Source organism: Pseudomonas sp. NFPP04 (assembly GCF_900113815.1).
GTDB lineage: Bacteria > Pseudomonadota > Gammaproteobacteria > Pseudomonadales > Pseudomonadaceae > Aquipseudomonas > Aquipseudomonas extremorientalis.
Window position 1 is genome coordinate 397492 of sequence record NZ_FOQS01000004.1, and the last position, 24689, is coordinate 422180.

Here is a 24689-nt window from a genome sequence, read left to right on the forward strand (position 1 = left end):
TTTGATTTGTATCGGTCAGTGACTCAGGGGCGTTTGAACTGGCGGCGCAGGCCTTCGATCCGCTCGCGACAAGCACAGCCTTCCAGGTGATCATTGACCATGCCCATCGCCTGCATCAACGCATACATCGTGGTCGGCCCCACGAACGTCCAACCGCGCTTCTTCAAGGCCTTGGACAATCGCACCGAGGCCGGCGACGTGGGATTGCCCGTCCAGTAAGCCATGTCCACCACCGCCGGCCGTTCATCCTCATCGGGTTCGAACGCCCACAACCAGCGCGCCAGCGAACCGGTCTCATCCACCAGCTCAAACGCCCGGCGCGCATTGTTGATCGTGGACACGATCTTGGCCCGATTGCGCACAATGCCCGGGTCCTGCATCAACCGCGCGATATCTGCTTCGCCGTACTGCGCCACCCGCCGAAAATCAAAGCCTTCGAAGGCCACCCGGAACTGCTCGCGCTTGCGCAGGATGGTGATCCAGGCCATGCCCGCCTGAAAGCCCTCCAGGCAGATCTTCTCGTACAGCTGAATGTCATCCGCCACCGGCACGCCCCATTCGTCGTCGTGGTAACGCGGGTATTCCGGCGCCGCCGTGCGCCAGGTGCAGTGGGTCTGCCCGGTGTCGTCAGTGGTCAGTCCTGGTGTGTCCATCCATCACCTCATGTGCCGAGCAGCGGATGATAAGCGAAAAAAATTCCGCCCTGCCAACCGCTCAAGCATCGCCGTTACCGACCAACTGGTCAGACCGGGACCTGTCAACCGCCAAATAATTGCTTGTGATTTCAAAAATACTGGGCGTAGACTGGCCCCGCACTGGACTTACCGGTAAGACCACAACAATTAAGCCCTGGAACCACCAGGGCACCGAATAGAGATCCCTCCCATGCTCAGATGGTGCTCGCGTTCGATTTTCCTGCAAGTCGTGATTGGCCTGATGCTCGGCATCGCCTGCGGCCTGGCCCTTCCCGAATTCTCCTCGCAACTCAAACCCCTGGGTGACGGCTTTATCAAGCTGATCAAAATGCTGATCGGCCTGATCGTGTTCTGCGTGGTGGTCAGCGGCATTTCCGGCGCCGGCGACTTGAAGAAAGTCGGACGCATCGGCCTCAAGTCAGTGATCTACTTCGAGATCCTCACCACCGTCGCGCTGGTGATCGGCCTGGTCATGGCCTTCAGCACCGGCATCGGCCAAGGCGCCAATATCCATCTGGAACAATTGTCCTCCGCTGGTTTGAATGAACTGGCCGACAAGGGCCAGCACATCCGCGGCACCAGTCAGTTCCTGATGGACCTGATTCCCAACTCGGTCATCGGTGCCTTTGCCGACAACAACGTGCTGCAAGTGCTGCTGTTCTCGGTGCTGTTCGGCAGCGCGCTGAACCTGGTGGGCGAAGCGGCGTCGGGCATCTCGCGACTGATCAACGAACTGAGCCACATCATTTTCCGCATCATGGGCATGATCGTGCGCCTGGCGCCGATCGGTGTGTTCGGCGCGATCGCCTTCACCACCAGCACCTATGGCCTGGACTCCCTGCAACACCTGGGCAGCCTGGTGGGCCTGTTCTACCTGACGTGCCTTGCCTTTGTCGCACTGATCCTCGGCGTGGTGATGCGCCTGTCGGGCCTGCGCATGTTGCCGCTGCTCAAGTACCTGCGTGAAGAACTGCTGATCGTGATGGGCACCGCTTCCTCTGACGCCGTGCTGCCACAGATCATGCGCAAGCTGGAGCACCTGGGCATTGGCAGTTCCACCGTGGGCCTGGTGATTCCAACGGGGTATTCGTTCAACCTCGATGGGTTCTCGATCTACCTGACCCTGGCCATTGTGTTTATCGCCAACGCCACTGGTACACCCCTGTCGATGACCGACCTGCTGACGATCCTGCTGGTGTCGTTGATCACCTCCAAGGGCGCCCACGGCATTCCGGGGTCGGCGCTGGTGATCCTGGCGGCGACCCTCACCGCGATCCCGGCGATTCCGGTGGTGGGCCTGGTGCTGGTGCTGGCGGTGGATTGGTTCATGGGCATCGGCCGTGCATTGACTAACCTGATCGGCAACTGCGTGGCGACCGTGGCCATTGCTCGCTGGGAAAAAGACATCGATATCCAGCGCGCCAACAAGGTGCTGGACGGTCAGCAAGGCTATGCCTTCCAGGCCAAGAAGCCGGTATTACCGGCGCATCAAGAGTTCTGAAATGTCGGAGGGGGCTTGCCCTCTCCCACACATCCATTTGCAAGATCAGGGAGACGCACGACGTGATCAGCACCTCAACCGTCGTCAATTCAGTCGTAGAAAAACTCCGCGCCGCCTTGGCGCGTGGTCAGTGGCGCCGGGGTGAAATGCTCCCCGGCCAACGCGAACTGGCCGAACAGATGGGCATCAGCCGCCCCAGCCTGCGTGAAGCGGTGATCGTGCTGGAGACCCTCGGCCTTGTGCGCTCCATGCCTGGCAAAGGCGTAGTGGTGCTGGAAACCAGCGTCAGCGAACCGCAATCCAGCGACGCGGTAGCCGACGCCAGCCTGGAAGACATCCTGCAACTGCGCTACACCCTCGAACCCTTCATTGTCGGCCTGGTAGCGCAGTCCATCAGCAGCAAGGAAGTCGGCCAACTGCGCCTGACCTTGATGGACATGCGCGAAGCCCTCGACGCGGGCGACGCCGAAGCCGGCATGAACGCCTACATCGGCTTTCACGAAGAGCTGTTCGCCCTTACCTCCAACCCGATCTTCCAGAACGTGGTGCAACAGACCAGCAATGCCCTCAAGCAAAGCGCCCAGGTACTGCGCAACTCGCCCGAACACCTGGCCGAACGCCTGCAGGAAAACGAAGCCGTAGTACGCGCCATCCGCAACAAGAACAGCGCCCTGGCCAGTGCCGAGATGCGGCGGCACATCCTTCGGGAAGGCCTGCGCATGGGTATTCGCTTGAACATCCCGGACGACCATCTGGGCAGCTGATTTTTTGGAGACAGGCCATGACCGCCCACGCCTTGCACTACGACCCTATCCTCCCGACCCTGCGCCTGGTCGCCGGTAAAAAGCCTTCAGTGGATGACATCTATCCGCGCTTGTTCGACGCCATCCTCGAACAGCGTATTGCCCCAGCCAGCCGTTTTACCGAAGAAGGCCTGGGCGAGACCTTTGGTGTGAGTCGCAGTGTGATCCGCCGGGTCCTGGCCAAGCTGTCCCATCAGCAAGTGATCATCCTGCGCCCCAACCAGCGCGCCCAGGTGGCAGCACCGGACGCACAACAGACCCGGGAAATTCTGGAAGCGCGGCGACTGACGGAAATCACCGTGGTGCAACTGGCCTGCGCCCAAGCCACTCCCGCGAAAATACGCCAGTTGCGCGACTTGATCACCAGGGAGCGCGAATGCATCGAGCGCGACCAGCGTGGGCCGGCGATTCGGTTATCCGGGGAGTTTCACCTGCAGCTGGCAAAGATCGCCGGTAACGAGCCGCTTGCACAGTTCCTCAACAGCCTGGTGCCGCTCACGTCACTCGCAATCGCTCGCTATGAAGCGCAAGCCTGTACCTACTGCGCATGGCAGGAGCATGGGGCAATTGCCGACGCCATTGAACAGCAGGACGTCACCCGCGCCGTCAACCTGATGACCCTGCACCTGAATCACCTGGAAAGACAACTGAATCAATGACGACGCCCCTCACCCCCTAGGTATGTACCGCCCGGATACCGACCTGCTCCATACCCTGTGTCTGCACAACTAAAGTGCCTAATCACAGGTCATCATCATGTATGTAGATACTCAAACCATGCCTGCGCTGTTCGCGCTGCTCACACAGCTGAATGCGCAGAAAAGCCTACTGGGTGAAACAATCAATGGATCACTGGGACAACTGAATGAGATCGCGACAAAGATCGGCTTTGAACTGCTCGCGCTTGAGAGCTATGACAAAGCCGAGCTATGCCTGACGATTGCCGCCGCCCAAGGCAAGGCTCAAGCCCAGTACGCAATGGCAACCTGCGTTACCCGCCGGGACGGTGGTTTTCGCATTGCCTCGCAAGAAACTCGCCAATGGCTGAGGCTGGCGGCGGCTCAAGACTACGTCCCGGCACTGATGCGTTTGGGCGATACCCAATCCCTGCGCAAAGCCGCTGAAATACTCACCCCCAAGGCGGAGGCCGGAGATACTCAGGCCATGAGCTTCCTGTTTAAACTCGACAAGGATGTGAATTGGTTGAAAAAAGCCGTTGCCCTCAACGATTCTTCAGCGCAATTCGAGCTCGCCGAGGCCTATCACGATACTCCGCAACTGATCCCCAACGCCGTGGAACGTCACGCACTGATCGAAGAGCTTCGGCAGAAAGCGGCCGACGGCGGTAGCGTGCCGGCGCTGGCTGAGCGTGTTTTCTCCCAAACGTCCACCGCAGACATTCTGGAAAAACAACAACGACTGGTCCAGCTCGCTTTATTGGGTCAACTCGATGCGTTGGTGGAATATGGGTATGCACTGGCAGGCATGCCGCAAATCAACCAAGGGCTGTCCCTTGTCGTGCAGCGACACACCGTGGCACCGCGGACGTACGGACTTGAAAGGGATTTCGCCAAGGCCTATGCAGTGCTGGGCATGGTTCTGCCGAAACTGACCAACCCCCTCGCGGCTGAAAACCTGCAACATGACATGGATGCTATTTGGCATCAAATGACGCCGCAACAGTATTCGGCCAGCGAAGCAATCCGCGTCAGCCTGCATGAACGTATAGAACACGTATTCAAATCCTTCGTCCCCTTCATCATCGTGGGCGCACCGCATTGATCCCAGAACATCTGGCGACATTGAAGGCCCCATAAAAAATCCCCGCATCATTCCATGCGGGGATTTTTGTTTTCAACGACGGATCAGACGTTTAAAGCACAGACTGACCACTCAACGCCAGGTCCAGCAACTCCCGGTTGGCCACCGCGTACATAGCGTAGTCCGTGCCGACCGCCGCACGAATTTCCACCATCATCGCCACCCAACGCTCGGCCATGTCCTTGTGCTGCTCAAGCCACAGGGCCACGCGGGCTTCCATGTCTTGTGGCGCGTCGGCCATTTGCAGGACGGAGATGGTGATCGCGCGTTGCTGCCAGTCCACATCGTCGCGGAACGCTTCGCGGGCCGCAGCCTGCCAGTTGTTGCCCACCGGCAGATCGCTGATCTGCTGCAGGTACCATGGCAAGTCCAAAGCGCTGCCAACGGCGAAGTAGGCCTTGGCCACTTCGGCGGCGTCATGCCCGGTCACGTCAGCGGCTTCGATGATCGGCAGCAAGGTGTACAGGTGGGTCGTGCCTGCAACCATGCGTGCCAACAACTCCGGCACGCCGGCTTCGGTGTAGGCCTGGTAGCGCTTCTGCCAGCCTTCGCGGGTCGGGCCTTCCAGCAGTTCGTCGAGCTTGAGGCCCAGCGCCGCCAGGTGCGGACCGAAGTGCGCGGTGTCACGGCCAGCGTCCTGCTCGTTGCGACGGCTGCGCAGGAACCAGCGCGTAGCACGACGACCCAGGCGCATCAGCTCATCCATCAGCTCCAGTTGCACCTCGGCGGAGACCTGGTGGTCCAGGGCTTCTATTTGGCGGAACCAGTGCGGGAGGTGGAAGATGTCACGCACGATCACATACGCGCCGGCCACGTTCGCCGGGCTCATGCCGGTCGACTCTTTGAGTCGCTGCACGAAGGTGATGCCCATGTGGTTGACCAGGTCGTTGGCGATCTGGGTGCTGACGATCTCGCGCTTGAGGCGGTGGCGACGCATGGCCTCACCGAACTTGGCGACCAGGCTCGGCGGGAACGCGGTCTCCATGTCGCGGGTCAGGTACTCGTCATCCGGTACCAGCGACTTGAGCAGCGCTTCCTTGAGGTCGATCTTGCTGTACGAGATCAGCACCGACAGCTCCGGACGGGTCAGGCCCTTGCCGTTCGCGGCGCGCTCGGTGAGCTGCTCCTCGGTCGGCAGGTACTCGATGGCGCGGTCCAGCTTGCCACGACCCTCCAGGTCGCTCATCAGGCGCTTGTACTCGGCAGCACGCTCGTAGGCACGGCGCGCCGCCAGGGACAGGGCCTGGGTCTGCTTGTAGTTGTTGCCCAACACCAGGTTGCCGACTTCTTCGGTCATGCTCGCCAGCAACTGGTTGCGTTGCTTGTCGGTCATGTCACCGGCCTGCACCACTTCGTTGAGCAGGATCTTGATGTTCACTTCGTGGTCGGAGCAGTCCACGCCACCGGCGTTGTCGATGAAGTCGGTGTTGGAACCGCCGCCATTGAGGCCGAATTCCACACGACCCAGCTGGGTCATGCCGAGGTTACCGCCCTCGCCCACCACCTTGCAGCGCAGCTCGTTGCCGTTGACGCGCAGGGCGTCGTTGGCCTTGTCGCCCACATCGGCGTGGCTTTCGCTGCTGGCCTTGACGTAAGTGCCAATACCGCCGTTCCACAACAGGTCTACCGGCGCCTTGAGCAAGGCATTCAGCAGTTCGGTCGGCGTCAGCTTGTCGGCCGAGATGTCGAAGCGTTCCTTCATCTGTGGCGAGATGGCAATGCTCTTCGCGCTGCGCGAGAAGATACCGCCGCCTTCGGACATGATGCTGGTGTCATAGTCGGTCCAGGCCGAACGCGGCAGCTCGAACAGGCGCTTGCGCTCGACGAAGCTGGTGGCCGGGTTCGGGTTCGGGTCAATGAAGATATGCAGGTGGTTGAAGGCCGCGACCAGTTGCAGCTTGTCGGACATCAACAGGCCGTTGCCGAACACGTCACCGGCCATGTCGCCGACGCCCACCACGGTGATGCTGTCTTCCTGCACATTGATGCCGCGCTCACGGAAGTGACGCTGCACGCCGACCCATGCGCCCTTGGCGGTGATGCCCATTTTCTTGTGGTCGTAACCGGCGGAACCACCGGAGGCGAACGCGTCACCCAGCCAGAAGCCGTAGTCGATGGCGATGCCGTTGGCGATGTCGGAGAAGGTCGCGGTGCCCTTGTCCGCCGCCACCACCAGGTACGGGTCATCGTCGTCATGGCGCACGACGTTGGCCGGTGGCACCAGGGCGCCGTCCTTGAGGTTATCGGTAATGTCCAGCAGGCCGGAAATGAAGATGCGGTAGCAGGCGATGCCCTCGGCCGCGATCTCGTCACGGCTGCCGCCCAGAGGCAGGCGACGCGGCAGGAAGCCGCCCTTCGCCCCCACCGGCACGATCACCGAGTTCTTCACTTGCTGGGCTTTCACCAGGCCAAGCACTTCGGTGCGGAAGTCTTCTTCACGGTCGGACCAGCGCAGGCCGCCGCGGGCGACGTTGCCGAAGCGCAGGTGCACGCCTTCAACCCGTGGCGAGTACACGAAGATTTCAAACTTCGGCACCGGTTTGGGCAATTCGGGGATCGCGTGCGGATTGAACTTGAAGCTGAAGTACGACTTGTTCTGCCCGTTGGCGTCGGTCTGGTAGAAGTTGGTACGCAGGGTCGCCTTGATCAGGTCCAGGTAGCGACGCAGGATGCGGTCTTCGTTGAGCACCTGGACATCGTCCAGGGCGGTGAGGATCGCTTGCTCCAGGCGTTGCTGCTTGTCTTCCAGGTCGTCGGCGGTGAGCTTGCGCGCCAGGTAGAAGCGGGTCTTGAACAACCGGGTCAACTCGCGGGCGATGTCGGTGTGGTTGTTCAGGGTGCTGGCGATGTAACCGAGGTCGAAGCCCAGGCGGATCTGCTTGAGGTAACGGGCATAGGCGCGCAGCAGCGCGACGTCGCGCCATGGCAGGCCAGCGGTGAGCACCAGGCGGTTGAACGCATCGTTCTCGGCGTCGCCATGCACGATGTGCACGAACGCGTCCTGCAGGGTGTCGTTGAGTTGCTGGATATCCAGGTTCACGCCTTCGGCGGCGATGAACGCGAAGTCATGGATCCAGAACTCACGGCCATTGGCATGACGCAGACGGTACGGGAATTCGCCCAGCACACGCAGGCCGAGGTTTTCCAGGATCGGCAGCACGTCGGACAGCGCCAGCGGGGTGTCGGCGTGGTACAGCTTGCAATGCAGCTCGCGTTGGCCGGAGACCTGGCCCAGCGGCTGATAGAAGCTCATCACCAGCGGATTGGCTTCGGTGAGGCTGAGCAAGTGCTGCATGTCGACCACCGCCGAGTGCGCGGCAAAGCGCTCGCGGTAACCGGCCGGGAAGCCTTTCGGGAAGTCCGCCAGCACATTGGTGCCGTGGGCTTCTCCAAAGCTTTCCACCACCAGGCTGGAGTAGTCGTCCTGCCAGCTGCGGCAGGCCTGCACCACTTCCTTTTCCAGTTGCAGCGGGTCGATATCCAGGCGGTTCTTCGGATCAACCCGCAGAATCAGCTGCACACGGGCCAGCACGGATTCGGAGAAGAAGGTCCAGAACTCGCAGTCCGAGGCCTTCAGGCGATCCATCAATACTTGCTGGATCTTCTGGCGCACTTCGGTGGAATAGATGTCGCGTGGCACGTAGGCCAGGCAGTAGCAGAAACGACCGTACGGGTCCTTGCGCAGGAACACGCGGATCTTGTTGCGCTCCTGGATCTGCACGATCGACATCACAGTGCTGAACAACTCGTCGACCGGGGTCTGGAACAGGTCGTCACGGGGCAGCACTTCAACGACCTGGGCCAGCTCCTTGCCCAGGTGCGCCTTGGGCTGGAAGCCCGAGCGACGTTCGATTTCCGCGACCTTGCGGCGGATGTATGGAATGGCCCGTACGCTTTCGCCATACACCGAGGAGGTGTACAAGCCCATGAAGCGGTGTTCCTTGATGACCTTGCCGTCGGCGTCGATCTCACGGATCGACACGTAGTCCGGGTAGGCCGGGCGGTGCACGCGGCTCGGGTGCGCGGCCTTGGCGAAGGACAGCGCGGCTGGCTCACGCAGGTAGGCCACGGCGTAATCTTCGATGCGCAGATCGTCGGCGGTGAGGCCGGCGCGCAGCAGCTTGGTCAGACCGAGGAAGGAACCGGCGTCATATTCGATATGACCGCCGTCCGCCTCGTCACGTACCACGAACTCTTCATAGCCGAGGAAGGTGAAGTGGTTGCCCACCAGCCATTCCAGGAAGTTCTTGATCTCGGCTTTTTCTTCACCGTCGATAGCGAACTGGCTCGCATCGATACCGGCCAGCAGGTCCTGGACCTTGGCTTTCATCGGTTCGAAATCGGCCACGGCCACGCGCACTTCGCCCAGCACCTGCTCAAGCTCTTTGCTCAGCACGTTCAGTTCGGCGGCGTTGGCGCAACGATCGATTTCCAGGTACATCAGCGATTCTTGCAGGATGCCTTCGCCCTGGGTGCCTTTTGGCAGGATTTCCAGCAACTCGCCCTTGGCGCCACGGCGTACGCTGAGCACGGTGGTCTGCAGGGTGTGGATGCTGTAGCCACGGCGGTTCAGCTCGGTGCGGACCGAGTCCACCAGGAAGGGCAGGTCATGGTGCAGCACTTCGACCGCGGTGTGGGTCGACTGCCAGCCATGACGTTCGTAATCGGGGTTGTAGACCCGCACTTGCGGTTGGGTATGGTCAAAGCGCTCAAGCAGGCGCCACGCAGAGAGGGTGCAACCGGCCAGGTCGGAAAGGCGACGCTGGGTCAGTTCGTCCAGGGAAATGATGCCGAAGAATTGTTCAGCGAACAGCGCCACTTGTGGCAGTGCCTGTTCACTGATGTGCTGCGCCAGTGCCGCTTGCAGTTGATGCTGGAAGTCGGCCTTGCTGGCTGCGGTGAAAAACGCCATCTGTGGTACTCCGCTTGGGCTTGTTATTGATGGAAGCGTCGCGTGTTATCCCCTTGCGGGGAGACCGTCAGCGCTGTTCGCTGGGTGACGAGTTAAGCACCATAAACGAATCAGGGTGACAGGTGGGTGAAGCTGGACAAGACAATGAGGTCACATACAACTTCCATAAGATGTGCACCTTGCCGGGTGACGGTACGACGGGCAGGTCAGGCGCCAGGCTCATGCACATCCGTTGTGCAGCTTAACGAGTGTGGGAAGCCAGCTGCTTGCGACGCTGCGACATATTCGGTCATCGGCAAGCAGGTGCCGGGTTGCGACTTGGGCAACCCATCATTCCCGGGATAAAAACCGCCTATTTCCACGCCGGCGAGTATCAGAAATGACCGATATTGCCCGCCAGGTCATGCACGGGGTATGACACAGGAAGCAGCACAAAATTCGCCGCAATGGCACAATTGCGCGCATTACGCCCTACCCCAGACAGGATTGCCCATGCTGCAACTGAAAACCGACGCCCTGATGGCCACGCCGTGCGACGACGAAGAAGACAACATGGCCATGCTCTGCTGCCACGGCAAGAACGGCGAAATGTTCATGCTCACCCGCTACCCGGATGAAGACGAAGTGGAGTTGACCTGGGATTACGAGCCCTCGACGCTGGATGGGCTGAAGGTCACGCTGAGTGACACTACCCTGCTGGTCGAATTGGCTGCCGGCGATGCCGATGCCTTGGGTGGCAAGGACCAGCTGGAGATTACCCACGCCACGGCGGCGTCGGATATGGCCGAAGTCGAGCAAACCCTGCAAAACATCCTGAAAGGCACCGGCACTTTCACCCGAATTTAAGCGGCACCCACAATCAAATGTGGGAGGGGCTTGCCCCCGATAGCGGCGAACCAGTTCCTGCATCTGCGTCTGACCCACTGCTATCGGGGGCAAGCCCCCTCCCACATCGACCGCGTTCCCACACACATTTCCTACAAGATTTGCCAAAAATACCCGTCACGCCGTTAGTCGCCACCCCCCTCGATGCTTTAAAGTAGACGCCCCAGGTCTTGGCATTTTTCACAACGCCAAGGCTCATCTCTCCAGGAACCGTCATCGATGGAACATCGTGAAGCGCTGCTTGCGCTGCGAACCTTTCTTTCTACGCAGATTCTCGGCCAGGAAAAACTCATCGATCGCCTGTTGATCGCCTTGCTCGCCGACGGCCATATGCTGGTGGAAGGCGCGCCAGGCCTGGCCAAGACCAAGGCCATCAAAGAGTTGGCCGAAGGGATCGAAGCGCAGTTCCATCGTATCCAGTTCACCCCCGACCTGTTGCCCGCCGACATCACCGGCACCGAGATCTATCGCCCGGAAACCGGCAGCTTCGTGTTCCAGCAGGGCCCGATCTTCCACAACCTGGTGCTGGCGGACGAAATCAACCGCGCCCCGGCCAAGGTGCAATCGGCCCTGCTGGAAGCCATGGCCGAGCGCCAGGTCAGCGTCGGGCGCAGTACCTATGACCTGTCGCCGCTGTTCCTGGTGATGGCCACGCAAAACCCCATCGAACAGGAAGGCACCTACCCCCTGCCGGAGGCCCAGCTCGACCGTTTCCTGATGCACGTCAAGATCGGCTTCCCCGACGCCGCCGTGGAGCGACGCATCCTGCAACAGGCCCGTGGCGAAGCGCTCAACGGCGAAACCAAGCCGGAACGTCGCGTCAGCCAGCAGGCGATCTTCGCCGCACGCAAGGAAATCCTCGGCCTGTACATGGCCGACGCGGTGGAGGAATACCTGGTGCAACTGGTCATGGCCACGCGCACGCCGGCCAAATTTGATCCGGAGATGGCCGAGTGGATCGCCTACGGCGCCAGCCCTCGCGGCTCCATCGCCCTCGACCGCTGCGCCCGCGCCCATGCCTGGCTGGCCGGTCGCGACTTCGTCAGCCCGGAAGACATCCAGGCGGTGCTGTTCGACGTGCTGCGCCATCGCATTATCCTGTCGTTCGAAGCCGAAGCCGCCGGCATCGACCAGGACCGCGTGGTGCAACGCATTCTCGACGTCGTTGCCGTCGCTTGAAACCCATGAACGCAGGCGATGGCATCCGCATCACGCTCAGCGAGTTGATCGAGATGCGCCATCGCGTGCGCGAAGTGCAGCTGTTTTCCACCCCAAGCCAGCGCAGCCCGCTGATCGGCCTGCACCACTCCAAACTGCGCGGACGGGGTGTGGACTTCGACCAGGTGCGCGTGTACCAGGCCGGGGACGATGTGCGCACCATCGACTGGCGCGTGACGGCGCGCACCCAGGAGCCGCACACCAAGCTGTTCCATGAAGAGCGCGAGCGGCCCATCTTCATCATGGTGGAGCAAAGCTGCCGGCTGTTTTTCGGCTCCGGGCAGATGTTCAAGTCGGTGCTGGCGGCACAGGCGGCCAGCCTGATCGGCTGGGCCGCGCTGGGCCACAACGACCGCGTGGGCGGGCTGGTGTTCGGCGATAGCGAGCACTACGAAATCAAGCCCCGGCGCAGCAAGCAGAGCCTGCTGCAATTGCTCAACCGCCTGGTGCGAGTCAACCAGAGCCTGAACACCGACAGCCGCCCCGAAGCCGACGCCCTCGGCATGGCCCTGCGTCGTGGCCGCGAAGTGCTGCGCCCCGGCAGCCTGGTGATTGTAATCTGCGATGAACGCGCGCTGACCGAGGGCGCTGAGCAACAACTCAGCCTGCTGTCACGCCACTGCGACCTGTTGCTGCTGCCGATCTCCGACCCGCTGGACCACGCCCTGCCCGCCGCCGGGCTGTTGCGCTTCGCCGAACGCGGCGCCCAGCTGGAACTGGACACACTCAACTTCGACCTGCGCCAGGCCTACAAGGCCCAGGCCGAAGCGCGCATTGCCCGCTGGGAACTGCTCGCGCAGAAACTGCGTGTGCTGTTGATGCCTTTGAGCACCCAGAGCGAAATGGTCGAGCAACTGCGCGAATACCTCAACCCGCAACGCCCGGTTAAAAAACAATGAGCAGCCTGGACCAACTGCAACCGCTGATCGCCCCGCCCGCCATCGGCTTCTGGCCGCCGGCGCCAGGTTGGTGGCTGTTGCTGCTGGTGATTCCGCTGCTCGGTTGGGGCCTGTGGTCCCTGCGCCGTTTCCTGCCGGCCCGCCGCCCCGTGGCTCGCGCCGAACAACCGCTGGACCCGCTGCGCATTGCCGCCCTGGCGGAACTGGCGCTGATGCCCAAACCCTACGACGGCGCGCCTGCCGGCGCCTGGCTGCAACAGCTCAACGGCCTGCTCAAGCGCCTGTGCCGCAACGACTACCCCTACAGCCAGAGCCACACCCTCAACGGCCGCAAATGGCTGGCGTTCCTCGACAACCGCTGCCCTGCCGCCGGCCTCACGCGCTGGATGGTGCTGGTGGAAGGCGCCTACAAACCCGAATGCAGACTCGACGACAAGGCCATCGCCGGCCTGACCCAAGCGGTCGATACCTGGATTCGCAAACATGTTTGAGTTCGCCTGGCCGTGGATCTTTGCCCTGTTGCCATTGCCCTGGTTGATGCGCCTGATGCTGCCCGCCGCCGACAGCGGTGAGCCCGCATTGAAAGTCAGCTACCTCAGCGACCTCGAAGGCCTGGCCCGCCGCCGCGCCCGCGTCAACCTGCCGGGCTGGCGCCAGCAAGCGCCGTTCGTGGTGCTGTGGTTTCTGCTGTTGACCGCCGCCGCACGCCCGGAATGGCTCGGTGAGCCACTGCCCATCGCCGCCAGTGGCCGCGACCTGCTGGTGGCGGTAGACGTGTCCGGCTCCATGGATTTTCCCGATATGAACTGGCAGGACGAAGACGTGAGTCGCTTGAGCCTGGTCAAGCACCTGCTCGGCGACTTTCTTGAGGGCCGTGAGGGTGATCGCGTCGGCCTGATCCTGTTCGGCAGCCAGGCCTACCTGCAGGCACCGCTGACGTTCGACCGCCGCACCGTGCGCACCTGGCTGGATGAAGCGCGCATCGGCATTGCCGGCAAGAACACTGCGATTGGCGATGCCATCGGCCTGGCCTTGAAACGCCTGCGCCAGCGTCCGGCGCAGAGCCGCGTGCTGATCCTGGTCACTGACGGCGCCAACAATGCCGGGCAGATCGACCCGCTGACCGCTGCGCGCCTGGCGGCCGAAGAAGGCGTGAAGATCTACCCCATCGGCATCGGCGCCGACCCGGAGCAAACGGGTTCCCTGGGCATCCTTGGCGTCAACCCGAGCCTGGACCTCGACGAACCGGCGCTCAAGGCCATCGCCGAAGCCACCCACGGCCAGTACTTCCGAGCACGTGATGGCGAAGAGTTGCAAGCGATCAAGCAAACCCTCGACAAGCTCGAACCTGTCGAACAACAACCCACCCAGGCGCGGCCCGCCCTGGCCTTGTACAGCGCGCCGCTGGCCCTCGCGCTGGTGCTGAGCATGTTGCTGGTGATCCAGGAACGTTGGCCGAACAACGCCCTGCAACGCATGTTCAATAAGCTGTCGAGCAAGGGGATTTTCCTGCAGCAACACCCGGAATGGCGCCAGCGCCTCAAACGCCTGCGTTTGCGGAGGCGTCGATGATCGACCTGTGGCCGCACTGGTTCCGTCCCTGGTGGTTGTTGCTGTTGCCGTTGCTCGGCTGGCTGCTGTGGCATCTGTGGCACCGGCAAAAGCGCGCCGGACGCTGGCAAATGATCCTGCCGCCGGCCTTCCACGCGGTATTGCTCAGAGGTGGCAACGGCCGCGAGAGCAAATCGCCCTGGGTGGTACTGGGCATTGCCTGGCTGTTGGCAGTGCTGGCGTTGCTCGGCCCCAGTTGGCAAAGAGTCGAGCAGTCCAGCCAGAAACCGTCCGACCCATTGGTGGTGCTGCTGGAGCTGACCCCGGAAATGCTCGCCACCGACAGCCCACCCAACCGCCTGGAGCAGGCGCGGCGCAAGCTGTACGACCTGTTGCAGGCGCGCACCGATGCGCAAACCGCCATTGTCGTCTATGCCGGCAGCGCCCACACGCTGGTGCCGCTGTCGGACGACCTGGCCACCAGCCGCAACCTGCTGGAGGCCTTGCGTCCCTCGATCATGCCCGAACCCGGCCACCGCGCCGACCTGGCCGTCGAGAAGGCCCTGGGTCTGCTCAAACAAGGCGGCCTCGGCCAGGGCCGCCTGTTGCTGATTGGTTCTTCGCTGTCCAAACAGGAGCGCCAGGGCATCCGCCTATTGCTGCAAAGCGGCCAGGCGCCGAGTTTGTCGATCCTCGGCATCGGCAGCCGCGAGGGCACGCCGGTGACCCAGGAAAGCGGCGAGTTCCTCAAGGACGAACAAGGCGCGATCCTGGTGCCGCGCCTGGACAGCCCGACCCTCAAGGCCTTCGCCAGCGAAATGGGTGGCCGCTACCGCGCTGCGCGGCTGGACGACAAGGACCTGCGCCAGCTCGGCGTGCTCGACCCACCGCAAACCCTGCGCAATGACGGCCAGTTGCTGCACCTCGACACCTGGGCCGACCAGGGCTACTGGCTGCTCCTGCCGCTGTTGCTGCTGGCCGCCTGCGCCGGTCGGCGCGGCTGGCTGTTCTGCCTGCCGTTGCTGCTGTTGATTGCACCGCAACCGAGCTACGCCTTCGGCCTGCAAGACCTGTGGCTGCGTCCCGACCAGCAGGGCCAATATCTGCTGAAGAAAAAACGCCCGGCCGAAGCCGCCGAACACTTCCAGGACCCGCAGTGGAAGGGCGTGGCGCTTTACGAGGCCGGCAACTATGCCGAGGCCATCAAGCTGTTTGCCGAAGGCAATGACGCCTACTCCCACTACAATCGGGGCAATGCGCTGGCAAAATCCGGGGAACTGGAAGCCGCTATCGACGCCTACGAGCAAGCCCTCGAAGCCCAGCCCGACCTGCAACCGGCGCTGAAAAACAAAGCGCTGGTAGAAACCCTTATGCAGGAACAGGCCCAGCCGGAGCCGTCTCCTGCGGCAAAAAACGAGGATGACGAAACCACCCAACCCGGCCAAACTGCGCAACCGGGCGCCACTGGGCAAAACGCCACAGGCGGCGAACAATCATCCCAAGGCCAGGGTGAGGCCGGCACTGGCGACACCAAGCCCGGCAACACGCCGCAAACCGCGGGCAATGAAGTACCGGGCAGCGAACTGGGCGACGAACAGACCACCACCCCACCGCTGCGGCCTAGCGATGCCAGCCTCGACGGTGAACATCGCCAGGCCCTGGAGCAATGGCTGCAGGAGATCCCGGACAACCCCGGCGAACTGCTGCGCCGCAAATTCTGGTACGAACAGCAACAACATCAGGACAAGACTCGATGAGCCGCCGCACCACCCTACTGCTTCTGCTCGCCTTGTCGGCCGGCCACGCCCAGGCGGCGAGCCTGGTCGCCAGCGTCGACCGCAGCCGCGTCAACTCCGGGGAAACGGTGGAACTGACGGTGGAGTCCAGCGACGTCACTCAGTTCGGCAAACCCGACCTGTCGCCGCTGGATGCGCAGTTCGAAGTCAGCGGCACGCGGCAGATCAACCAACTCACCACGCTGGGCGGCGACAACCACGCCACCACGCGCTGGATCATCACCCTGCTGCCCAGGGAAAACGGCACGGTGGTCATCCCGCCCCTGCAAGTGGGCGAACACAAGACCCAGCCGATCAGCCTGCAAGTGGTGGAGACCGCCAGCCAGAACACCGCTGCCGAGCTGGCGCCGGTATTTATCGAGGCCAACCTCGACCAGACCAGCGTCTATGTCCAGGCCCAGGCGCTGTTGACCGTGCGCGTCTACCACTCGGTGTCGCTGTATGACGACAGCAGCCTCACGCCGTTGCAGATTGCCGATGCGCGTGTGGAGCAGTTGGGCGAGTCGCGCACCTATGAAAAGGTCATCAACAGCATCCGCCACGGCGTGATCGAGACCCGCTACGCGATCTACCCGCAGCACAGCGGCACGTTGGCGATCCCGACGCAGACCTTCAGCGCGACCCTGGTGGAATCGCGCCCGCCCCAGGAAAACACCCTGCAAGGCACCAAGCCGGGCAAGTTGATCCACGTGAGTTCCGCAGAGCTGCCGCTGGTGGTCAAACCCAAACCGGCGCTGTATCCCGCCGATGCGCCGTGGTTGCCGGCACGCAGCCTGACCTTGAGCGAACACTGGAACCCGGAGCCCGAGCATGTGCAGGTCGGCGACTCCCTGACCCGCAGCCTTACGGTCAAGGCCGAGGGCCTTTCCAGCGCACAACTGCCAGCGCTGCCCAGCACCGAAATCAACGGCCTGCGCCGTTACCCGGACCAGCCGGTGCTCGGCAACCAGACCAGCGACCATGGCCTGATCGGCAGCCGCGAAGACCGCGAGGCCCTGGTGCCCACTCGCGCCGGCAATCTGGAACTGCCCGCCGTGGACGTGGTGTGGTGGAACACCCACGAAGACCACCTCGAACGCACCAGCCTGCCGGCGCGCACCTTGCAGGTCGCCATCAACCCGAGCCTGGCCGTGGATACCCCCGCTACGCCGACGGTGATCACCGCGCCGGACGATGAACGCCTGTGGCTGTGGCAACTGAGTACGCTGATCCTGGCCTGCACCACCCTGCTGGGTTTTGGCCTGTGGTGGCGTGCACGTCGGCAACCGGCCGTGCAGCGCGCCGCACAGACCGGCCCGAGCCCGCGCACGCTGCTCGACGACCTTAAACGCGCCACCCAGGCCAACGACCCCCAAGCCACCCGCCAGGCCCTTGACGCCTGGGCGCGGCAACAGCCGGAAACCCTGGCGGATATGGCGGCGCGGTTTGTGCCGCTGTCGGACGCGTTGGACGGTTTGAATGGTGCACTGTATAGCGAGAGCGGGCATTTCTGGTTGGGTGAAGACCTGTGGCGTGCGGTGAAGGCGATTCCGATAGCTGAGCGCGAACCGGACCCGGCGGCGGATACCACCAGCCTGCCGCCGCTGTATCCCAAGTAGCCAAGGTCACTACTCAAGATAGGACAGGCATGGCCGATAAAACCATGTAGCTTTCGATTAATGGAGTTTTTAAAATGGCCATTACGTTGAATGTTTCCTATCCGCCATTAAGTAAGCAGACAGATGCTTATACCATCAAAAATCCGCAGCAAGTCACGAATGCATTCACCATTACCGAAGCCTCCGAGGCGGCGGATACATTGAAGCTTGGCGATCAGGAGAAGATCAGTCAGCTTAAGGAGTTTTTGAAAGATTATGATATGACGTCAATCAGTACGGATGAGCTTAAGAAAGTCGGCAGAAGGCTCTACGATGACGGAATGATCAGCCAACGCGCTTTTGGGATGTTCATTTCTGGAGATGGTGCATCGGATGCCAATGGTCGCCAAATTAACACCCACGTAAAATTTAATGCCATCGCGCTATTCAACGAGAAACTGGAAGATACGCGGGCTTTTTTCAAAAGTGAACCAATGGTTGCAATGCAAGACGGTGCCATGGACCACTTGCAAGGGATGGTCAGCGCAAATCAAGCTGTTGGTGCATTGGCGTACTTTATCAAGTCCACTAGTAATGATTTATCAATAAATGAGTACGCTTGACGTTGACGTATGAGTCAAGGCGCGCCAGGTTCAACCTGACGCGCCGCCTGCCCGTCTAGCGCCCGTATCTTACCGTACCTGAATAGGATTTAGACGCACTGGTTTCGTTCTTCAGCCGTACACGATAGGTACCGAATGGCCCCACGTAAGACGCGTTAGTGCCGATACTGAATGACACTCTGCTCCAGGAAGAGCCTACTTCACGCTCAATAAAAATCGCCGGAGCACTTCCCGCTCCTCCCGCTGAAACCGTTGCATCGATATTCGCGGCAGAACAGCCATTGGCACCGGTTATTTTAAATGGACCATATACCGTGATCTCATCATTGGGCTGCATGATCCCGGTATAACTATCAGCAATATTCAAACACAACGCTGAAGCCTGAAAGGAAACAAACATCAATACAGCAAGCGGCAATGCAATAAGGCTTTTCATAATAGTCTCCATCATTATTAAGAAAACACAAAAGCGCATCACACGAGGAGCGCGTTACTTGACCACTCCACGCTTGCCAGACTGCATGATTTTTTTATCAAAGTAAGCCAGCTGCTTCCTAAATCCTGGAAGGAAAGTCCTGTCATTTTTTAGTGCAGGAATAAGTAAGGCGTTTCCTAATCCTGCCGCCCACTTATGGGATCGGCATTTAATAACATTTTACTTTGCGTTTTTTTCAGAGAAATATTCTAACCCTTGGCACGGAGCGGGCTTGCTCGCGAAGGCGGTGTGTCAGATAGAAATGCACTGACTGACCCACCGCCATCGGGAACAAGCCGCCTCCCACATTGAATCTGTATCGCCTGGGGCAGCATGGTCGCATTACAGGTAAACTCCCCTCCTTTTCATCTATTCCACGGAGTTCGCCTTGCGTCTGTTTCACACCTCCGACTGGCACCTGGGTCAAAACCTCCACGGCCAGGAACGCGACTTCGAACACGCCTGTTTCCTCGAATGGCTGCTGGGCCAACTCAAGACCCATCAGCCGGACGCTCTGCTCATCGCCGGCGATATCTTCGACACGGTCAACCCGCCGCTCAAGGCCCAGGAGCGGCTGTATGACTTCATCATCAGCGCCCACGAACAAAACCCCAAGCTGACCATCGTGATGATCGCCGGCAACCACGACTCCGGCTCACGTATCGAGCTGCCGGCACCGTTGATGCGCCGCCTGCACACCCATGCCCTCGGCCGCGTGCTGTGGCTGGACGATGGCCAGCTCGACGCCGAACGGCTGCTGATCCCGCTGCCCGACGCCAAAGGCAAGGTTGCCGCGTGGTGCCTGGCGCTGCCCTTTTTGCGCCCGGCGGAAGTCACCGGCGCGCACCTGGGTGACGACTACCTGCGGGGTATCGGCCAGGTGCATGAATGGCTGATCGCCGCGGCCAATGCCAAGCGCAAAAAAGGCCAGGCGCTGATTGCCATCAGCCATGCGCACATGGCCGGTGGTTCGGTGTCGGAAGACTCCGAGCGCAGCCTGATCATCGGCAATGCCGAGGCGCTGCCGGCCAGCCTGTTCGATAAAAGTGTCGGCTATGTTGCCCTCGGCCATTTGCACAAGCCGCAAAAGGTCAATGGCGAAGAACGTATTCGCTACAGTGGCTCGCCGATCCCACTGTCGTTTTCCGAAATCGACTACAAGCACCAGATCCTCGATGTGGTGTTCCAGGGCCAATGCCTGGTGAGCGTCGAACCCATCCTGATCCCGCGTTCGGTCGACCTGCAACGTCTGGAAGCCGCGCCCCTGGCGGATATCCTCAAGGCCCTGGCCGAGTTGCCGGACATCGACCTGCTGGCTGAAACCCAACGCCACCCCTGGCTCGAAGTGCGCGTACTGCTCGACGAACCGCAGCCCGACCTGCGTCAGCAAATCGAAGCCGCGCTGCAAGGCAAGGCTGTGCGCCTGGTGCGCATCGCTGCCGAGTACGCTGGCAAGGGCCCGCGTGAGGACGAAGGCGACGACCGCCTGATCGAACTCGACCAGCTCACGCCTCAGGAATTGTTCAGCCGCGCCTGGCAGGACAGCTACGGCAGCGAGGTGGATGAACAGACCTTGAAGGACTTCGCCGTGTTGCTCCAGGAAGTGCAGCAAGAGGAGGAACAGCCATGAAGATCCTTGCCATCCGCCTGAAAAACCTCGCGTCCCTGGCCGGCCCGTTCGAGATCGACTTCACCGCCGAGCCCCTGGCCAGCGCCGGGTTGTTCGCGATTACCGGACCGACCGGCGCCGGTAAAAGCACCTTGCTCGATGCCTTGTGCCTGGCGTTGTTTGGCGCCGTGCCACGCCTGGGTGATACCGGCCAGGCGAAGATGCCGGATGCCGACAGCGACATCTCCATCGGTGACCCACGTACCCTGCTGCGCCGCGGCACCGGTGGCGGTTATGCCGAGGTGGATTTTGTCGGCGTCAGTGGCCGCCGCTACCGCGCGCGCTGGGAAGCCAATCGCGCGCGCGACAAGGCCAGCGGCAAGTTGCAGAACAGCCGCCAGAGCCTGATCGACCTGGACAGCGACCAACTGCTGGCCAGCCAGAAAACCGAATACAAGACCCAGCTGGAATTGGCCCTGGGCCTGAACTTCGAACAGTTCACCCGCGCCGTGTTGCTGGCGCAGAGCGAGTTCAGTGCGTTCCTCAAGGCCAACGACAACGAGCGCAGCGAACTGCTGGAAAAGCTCACCGACACGGCCCTGTACACCCAACTGGGCCGGCGTGCCTTCGACAAGGCCAAAGAGGCCCGGGATGCGCACAAACAGTTGCAGGACCAGGCCACCGGCGTGGTGCCCCTGGCCCCTGAAGCCCGTGCCGAGCTCGATCAACAATTCGATGCCGCGCAGCAGCAACTCAAGGTCCATCAAGCCCAACTCAAGCAGTTGGAGCTTCAGCACACCTGGCTCAAGGAACTGCGCGAATGGCAGGAACGCCAACTCGCCGCCACCGAACAGCTGCAGCAGGCGCAGGCCGATTGGAATAACCAGGACGCGCAACGCCAGGACCTGGGCCACCTGGAACAGTTGGCGCCGCAGCGTCATCTGTTCGTGCGCCAGGCGGAACTCGGCACACAGCTGGCGCCGTTGGCGGCGCAGATTCAGTCCCATACGCGGCAACAAGCCGAATTGCAGGCCCGCCAGGACCAGGCCCGGCAGCAACTGGCCAGCGCGCAAACCGCCTTGGCGCAAGCCCTGAAAAACCAGGCCGATGCCGCGCCTTTGCTGCGCCAGGCGTTCGACGAACACAGCACCCTCACCCACTTGACCAAAGAGCTGGCCAAGCGCACCGAGGACAAACAGCAACACGCAAGCGCCTGCACCGAAGGCCAGGCCCGGCTCACCGGCCTGCTGGAAAAACAGAGCGAAGTCGCAGAGCGCCTGCAACGCCTGGCCAACGAGCTTGAGCGCAGCGCCGCCCTCGCGCCCTTGAGTGATGCGTGGACCGCCTACCGCGACCGCCTGCAACAACTGATGCTGATCGGTAACCGCCTGAATAAAGGCCAGGCCGAACTGCCGCAATTGGAGCAACGTGCAACCCGCGCCGCCGAACAGTTAACCCAGCAACGCGAAGCCCTGGACTTGCTGTACCAGGAGGCCGGTGCCGAACCTCACGCCGTGGCCGAGCAAATCCAATTGCTGGCCAGCCTGCTGCAAGACAATCGCAAACAGCAGCGTGCCTTCGAAGACCTGACGCGCCTGTGGGACCACCAGCAACAGCTGGATCAGCAAGCCGCTGGCCTGACGCAAAAGCTCACCGTGGCCCAACAGCAACGCGAGCAGTTGAACCAGACCGGCTTGCAGACCAAGGCCGAGCTGACGGTGGCCGAACAAACGCTGAACGTGACCAGACAACTGCTGGAACGCCAGCGCCTGGCCCGCAGTGCCAGCGTCGAGGAGTTGCGCGAGCAGCTGCAGGACGATCAGCCCTGCCCGGTGTGCGGCAGCCACGAACACCCGTACCACCAGCCCGAAGCCCTGCTGCAAAGCCTAGGTCGTCATGACGAAAACGAAGAAGCCAGCGCGCAGAAAGCGGTGGACACCCTCAAGGAAAAACTCACGGAGTTGCGTGGCGAAGTGGGCGGTTTGATCGCCCAGCAAAAGGAATACCTGCAACAGCAGGAACACCTGGCGACGCAACAGCAAGCGCTGAAACCGAGCCTGGATGCACACCCGCTGTCCGCGTCGCTGTTCAATCAGGAACCGGCCAAGCGCAGCGCCTGGCTTGAGCAGCAACTGGGCCAGTTGACCCAAAGCATCACCCAGGATGAACAGCGCCAAGGCGCCCTGCTCAACCTGCAACAAAACGCCGGGCGCCTGCAGCAACAACTGCAAGCCGCCCAGGAAGCAAGCCAACAGGCCCGTCAATTGCTGGTGGACCAGCAGCGCGAGTTGGCCAGCGACCGCGAACGCCTTGAGCAGGAACTGAGTGCCTTCGCCAGCCTGCTGCCCGCAGACACCTTGGAAGGTCTGCGCGCCGAGCCGGCTGCCACCTTTATGCAGCTGGACCAGCAGGTCAGCCAGCGCCTGGAACAGCTGGGCCATCAGCGCGACGAATTGGCCGAGCAACAAGAGCGTCAACAGGCGATCGAGAAGGAACAGACCCACCAGCAGCATCGCCAACAGCAACTCGACGCCCTGCTCCAGCAAGTCACCGAACTGGCGACCCAACAGCAAGCGGCTCAGGAAAAACTCAACGCGTTGCTCGGTGAACACACCAGCGCCGAGCAGTGGCAGCAACAGTTGGAACACGCCGTGACACAGTCACGCCAGAGCGAAACCGACGCCAACCAACAACTGCAGGACATCCACAACGCTCTGATCCAACTGGCCGCCGACCTCAAGGCCCAGCAGGAACGCGAGCAGGCATTGCAGGCCGAACAGCACAGCCTCGACATGCGCCTGCACGACTGGCGCGCGCTGCACCCGGAACTCGACGACGCCGGCCTCGACCGTTTGCTGGCCTACGACGACGCCCAGGTCAGCCACTTGCGCCAGCAGTTGCAACACAGCGAGAAAGCCGTCGAACAGGCCAGGGTCCTGCTGCAAGAACGTGAGCAACGCCTCGCCGAACACCAAGCCCAGCACAATGGCAACTTCGAAGCCGATGAACTGGACACCGCCCTGGCCACGCTCAACCAACAGTTGGCCGAGGCCGAGAAACACTGCGCCGAACTGCGCGCGCGCCAGTCCGAAGACCAGCGCCGCCAGGACGCCAACCAGGCGTTTGCCGAACAGATCGCCAAGGCGTATGACGAATGGCAACGCTGGGCGCGCCTGAACGCACTGATCGGCTCAGCCACCGGTGACACCTTCCGCAAGATCGCCCAGGCCTACAACCTCGACCTGCTGGTGCACCACGCCAACGTGCAATTGCGCCAACTGGTGCGCCGCTATCGCCTCAAGCGCGGCGGCAGCATGTTGGGGCTACTGGTGATGGACACGGAAATGGGCGACGAACTGCGCTCGGTGCACTCGTTGTCCGGCGGCGAAACCTTCCTGGTGTCACTGGCGTTGGCCTTGGGCCTGGCGTCGATGGCATCCAGCACCTTGAAGATCGAGTCGCTGTTTATCGATGAAGGCTTCGGCAGCCTGGACCCGGAATCGCTGCAACTGGCGATGGACGCGCTGGACGGTTTGCAGGCCCAGGGGCGCAAGGTGGCGGTGATTTCCCACGTGCAGGAAATGCACGAACGCATCCCGGTACAAATCCAGGTCAAGCGCCAGGGTAATGGTTTGAGCACGCTGGAGGTGAAGTGAGCGAGGTGCTGCTGTATTCGTTCCGGCGTTGCCCGTATGCGATGCGGGCACGCCTGGCCTTGCGTTATTCAGGCGTGCCCGTACAGATCATCGAGGTCAGCCTCAAGGCCAAGCCGGCCGAGATGCTGGCATTGTCGCCCAAGGGTACGGTGCCGGTACTGAGCGTTGACGGACGCGTGATTGAAGAGAGCCTGGAGATCATGCAATGGGCCCTGGCCCAGCACGACCCGGATGATTGGCTGCTGCAGGGTGACCCGGCGGTATTGGCACTGATTGCCGAGAACGACCAGGGTTTCAAGTATCACTTGGATCGATACAAGTACGCCGACCGCTACCCGGAACACCCGATGGAACATTATCGGGCCGAGGGCGAGGCGTTCTTGCATAAGCTGGAAGGCCTGCTGGGGGAACGCGCCTACTTGCTGGCAGAGCATCCGAGCCTGGCGGACATGGCCCTGGCGCCGTTTGTACGCCAGTTTGCCCATGTGGATCGGGAGTGGTTCGCCGGGACGCCGTATCAACGGTTACAAGCCTGGCTTCAGCGCGTCCTTACTTCACCGCTATTTATCGCCGTGATGACAAAACCCTGAGGCCGGCACAATCAAATGTGGGAGAGGGCTTGCCCCCCGATGACGGTGGATCAGTCAGCTAATCTGTAGCTGACCCAC

The 24689-nt window shown here is 61.7% G+C and carries 18 protein-coding genes; 15 read left to right on the forward strand and 3 right to left on the reverse strand.

The genetic code is table 11. From position 1 onward, the window contains the following. Positions 1-23: 23 nt before the first annotated feature. A complete protein-coding gene (locus BM017_RS11585; RefSeq protein ID WP_092244178.1) occupies positions 24-653 on the reverse strand; it encodes a DNA-3-methyladenine glycosylase I in 630 nt (209 codons plus the stop codon). Positions 654-870: 217 nt separating this feature from the next. Between BM017_RS11585 and BM017_RS11590 the strand changes: the two genes are divergently transcribed. The 4 genes from BM017_RS11590 (at position 871) to BM017_RS11605 (ending at position 4781) form a co-directional block, all read left to right on the forward strand. Continuing rightward, a complete protein-coding gene (locus tag BM017_RS11590; protein ID WP_170856073.1) occupies positions 871-2196 on the forward strand; it encodes a C4-dicarboxylate transporter DctA in 1326 nt (441 codons plus the stop codon). Positions 2197-2258: 62 nt separating this feature from the next. Next, on the forward strand, positions 2259-2960 hold the full coding sequence (locus BM017_RS11595; protein ID WP_092244184.1) for a FadR/GntR family transcriptional regulator: 702 nt from the start codon (positions 2259-2261) through the stop codon (positions 2958-2960). A gap of 17 nt (positions 2961-2977) precedes the next feature. Further along, positions 2978-3658: a GntR family transcriptional regulator gene (locus BM017_RS11600; protein WP_071487945.1), complete on the forward strand. Its 681-nt coding sequence runs from the start codon at positions 2978-2980 to the stop codon at positions 3656-3658. A gap of 97 nt (positions 3659-3755) precedes the next feature. Next, positions 3756-4781 carry an SEL1-like repeat protein gene (locus BM017_RS11605; protein WP_102642511.1) on the forward strand — a complete coding sequence of 342 codons (1026 nt, stop codon included), beginning with the start codon at positions 3756-3758 and terminating at the stop codon, positions 4779-4781. Between the two features lie 91 nt (positions 4782-4872). Here BM017_RS11605 and BM017_RS11610 read toward each other — a convergent pair whose 3' ends face one another. Beyond that, positions 4873-9732 carry an NAD-glutamate dehydrogenase gene (locus tag BM017_RS11610; protein WP_092244190.1) on the reverse strand — a complete coding sequence of 1620 codons (4860 nt, stop codon included), beginning with the start codon at positions 9730-9732 and terminating at the stop codon, positions 4873-4875. 492 nt (positions 9733-10224) lie between these two features. Here BM017_RS11610 and BM017_RS11615 point away from each other — a divergent pair, with 492 nt between their 5' ends. The 8 genes from BM017_RS11615 (at position 10225) to BM017_RS11650 (ending at position 18281) form a co-directional block, all read left to right on the forward strand. Then, on the forward strand, positions 10225-10578 hold the full coding sequence (locus BM017_RS11615) for a hypothetical protein (protein ID WP_071487948.1): 354 nt from the start codon (positions 10225-10227) through the stop codon (positions 10576-10578). Positions 10579-10836: 258 nt separating this feature from the next. Then, positions 10837-11796: an AAA family ATPase gene (locus BM017_RS11620; protein WP_003174327.1), complete on the forward strand. Its 960-nt coding sequence runs from the start codon at positions 10837-10839 to the stop codon at positions 11794-11796. Positions 11797-11801: 5 nt separating this feature from the next. Next, positions 11802-12734 (forward strand): DUF58 domain-containing protein, encoded by a 933-nt coding sequence (locus BM017_RS11625; protein ID WP_092244193.1) that lies wholly within the window; start codon positions 11802-11804, stop codon positions 12732-12734. After that, positions 12731-13225 (forward strand): DUF4381 domain-containing protein, encoded by a 495-nt coding sequence (locus BM017_RS11630; RefSeq protein WP_071487950.1) that lies wholly within the window; start codon positions 12731-12733, stop codon positions 13223-13225. Before BM017_RS11625 ends, BM017_RS11630 begins: the two co-directional genes overlap by 4 nt. Continuing rightward, positions 13218-14306 carry a vWA domain-containing protein gene (locus BM017_RS11635; RefSeq protein ID WP_092244196.1) on the forward strand — a complete coding sequence of 363 codons (1089 nt, stop codon included), beginning with the start codon at positions 13218-13220 and terminating at the stop codon, positions 14304-14306. Before BM017_RS11630 ends, BM017_RS11635 begins: the two co-directional genes overlap by 8 nt. After that, positions 14303-16042 carry a tetratricopeptide repeat protein gene (locus tag BM017_RS11640; RefSeq protein ID WP_092244199.1) on the forward strand — a complete coding sequence of 580 codons (1740 nt, stop codon included), beginning with the start codon at positions 14303-14305 and terminating at the stop codon, positions 16040-16042. Before BM017_RS11635 ends, BM017_RS11640 begins: the two co-directional genes overlap by 4 nt. Further along, positions 16039-17679 carry a BatD family protein gene (locus tag BM017_RS11645; protein ID WP_092244202.1) on the forward strand — a complete coding sequence of 547 codons (1641 nt, stop codon included), beginning with the start codon at positions 16039-16041 and terminating at the stop codon, positions 17677-17679. The genes BM017_RS11640 and BM017_RS11645 overlap by 4 nt, the downstream gene beginning before the upstream one ends. A 74-nt stretch (positions 17680-17753) precedes the next feature. Continuing rightward, positions 17754-18281, forward strand: coding sequence for a hypothetical protein (locus BM017_RS11650; RefSeq protein WP_092244205.1), 528 nt, complete (start codon positions 17754-17756; stop codon positions 18279-18281). Positions 18282-18336: 55 nt separating this feature from the next. On the opposite strand, the gene BM017_RS28820 is transcribed toward BM017_RS11650, so the two are convergent. Further along, entirely contained in the window at positions 18337-18717 is a 381-nt protein-coding gene (locus BM017_RS28820; RefSeq protein WP_130898140.1) for a hypothetical protein, read from the reverse strand. Between the two features lie 427 nt (positions 18718-19144). On the opposite strand from BM017_RS28820, the gene BM017_RS11655 reads away from it, so the two are divergent. The 3 genes from BM017_RS11655 to BM017_RS11665 are packed head-to-tail and all read left to right on the forward strand — an operon-like array spanning position 19145 to position 24611. Further along, a complete protein-coding gene (locus BM017_RS11655) occupies positions 19145-20386 on the forward strand; it encodes an exonuclease SbcCD subunit D C-terminal domain-containing protein (RefSeq protein ID WP_092244208.1) in 1242 nt (413 codons plus the stop codon). Continuing rightward, a complete protein-coding gene (locus BM017_RS11660) occupies positions 20383-24021 on the forward strand; it encodes an AAA family ATPase (RefSeq protein ID WP_092244211.1) in 3639 nt (1212 codons plus the stop codon). Before BM017_RS11655 ends, BM017_RS11660 begins: the two co-directional genes overlap by 4 nt. Then, positions 24018-24611: a glutathione S-transferase gene (locus tag BM017_RS11665; RefSeq protein ID WP_092244214.1), complete on the forward strand. Its 594-nt coding sequence runs from the start codon at positions 24018-24020 to the stop codon at positions 24609-24611. The genes BM017_RS11660 and BM017_RS11665 overlap by 4 nt, the downstream gene beginning before the upstream one ends. Positions 24612-24689 lie beyond the last annotated feature (78 nt).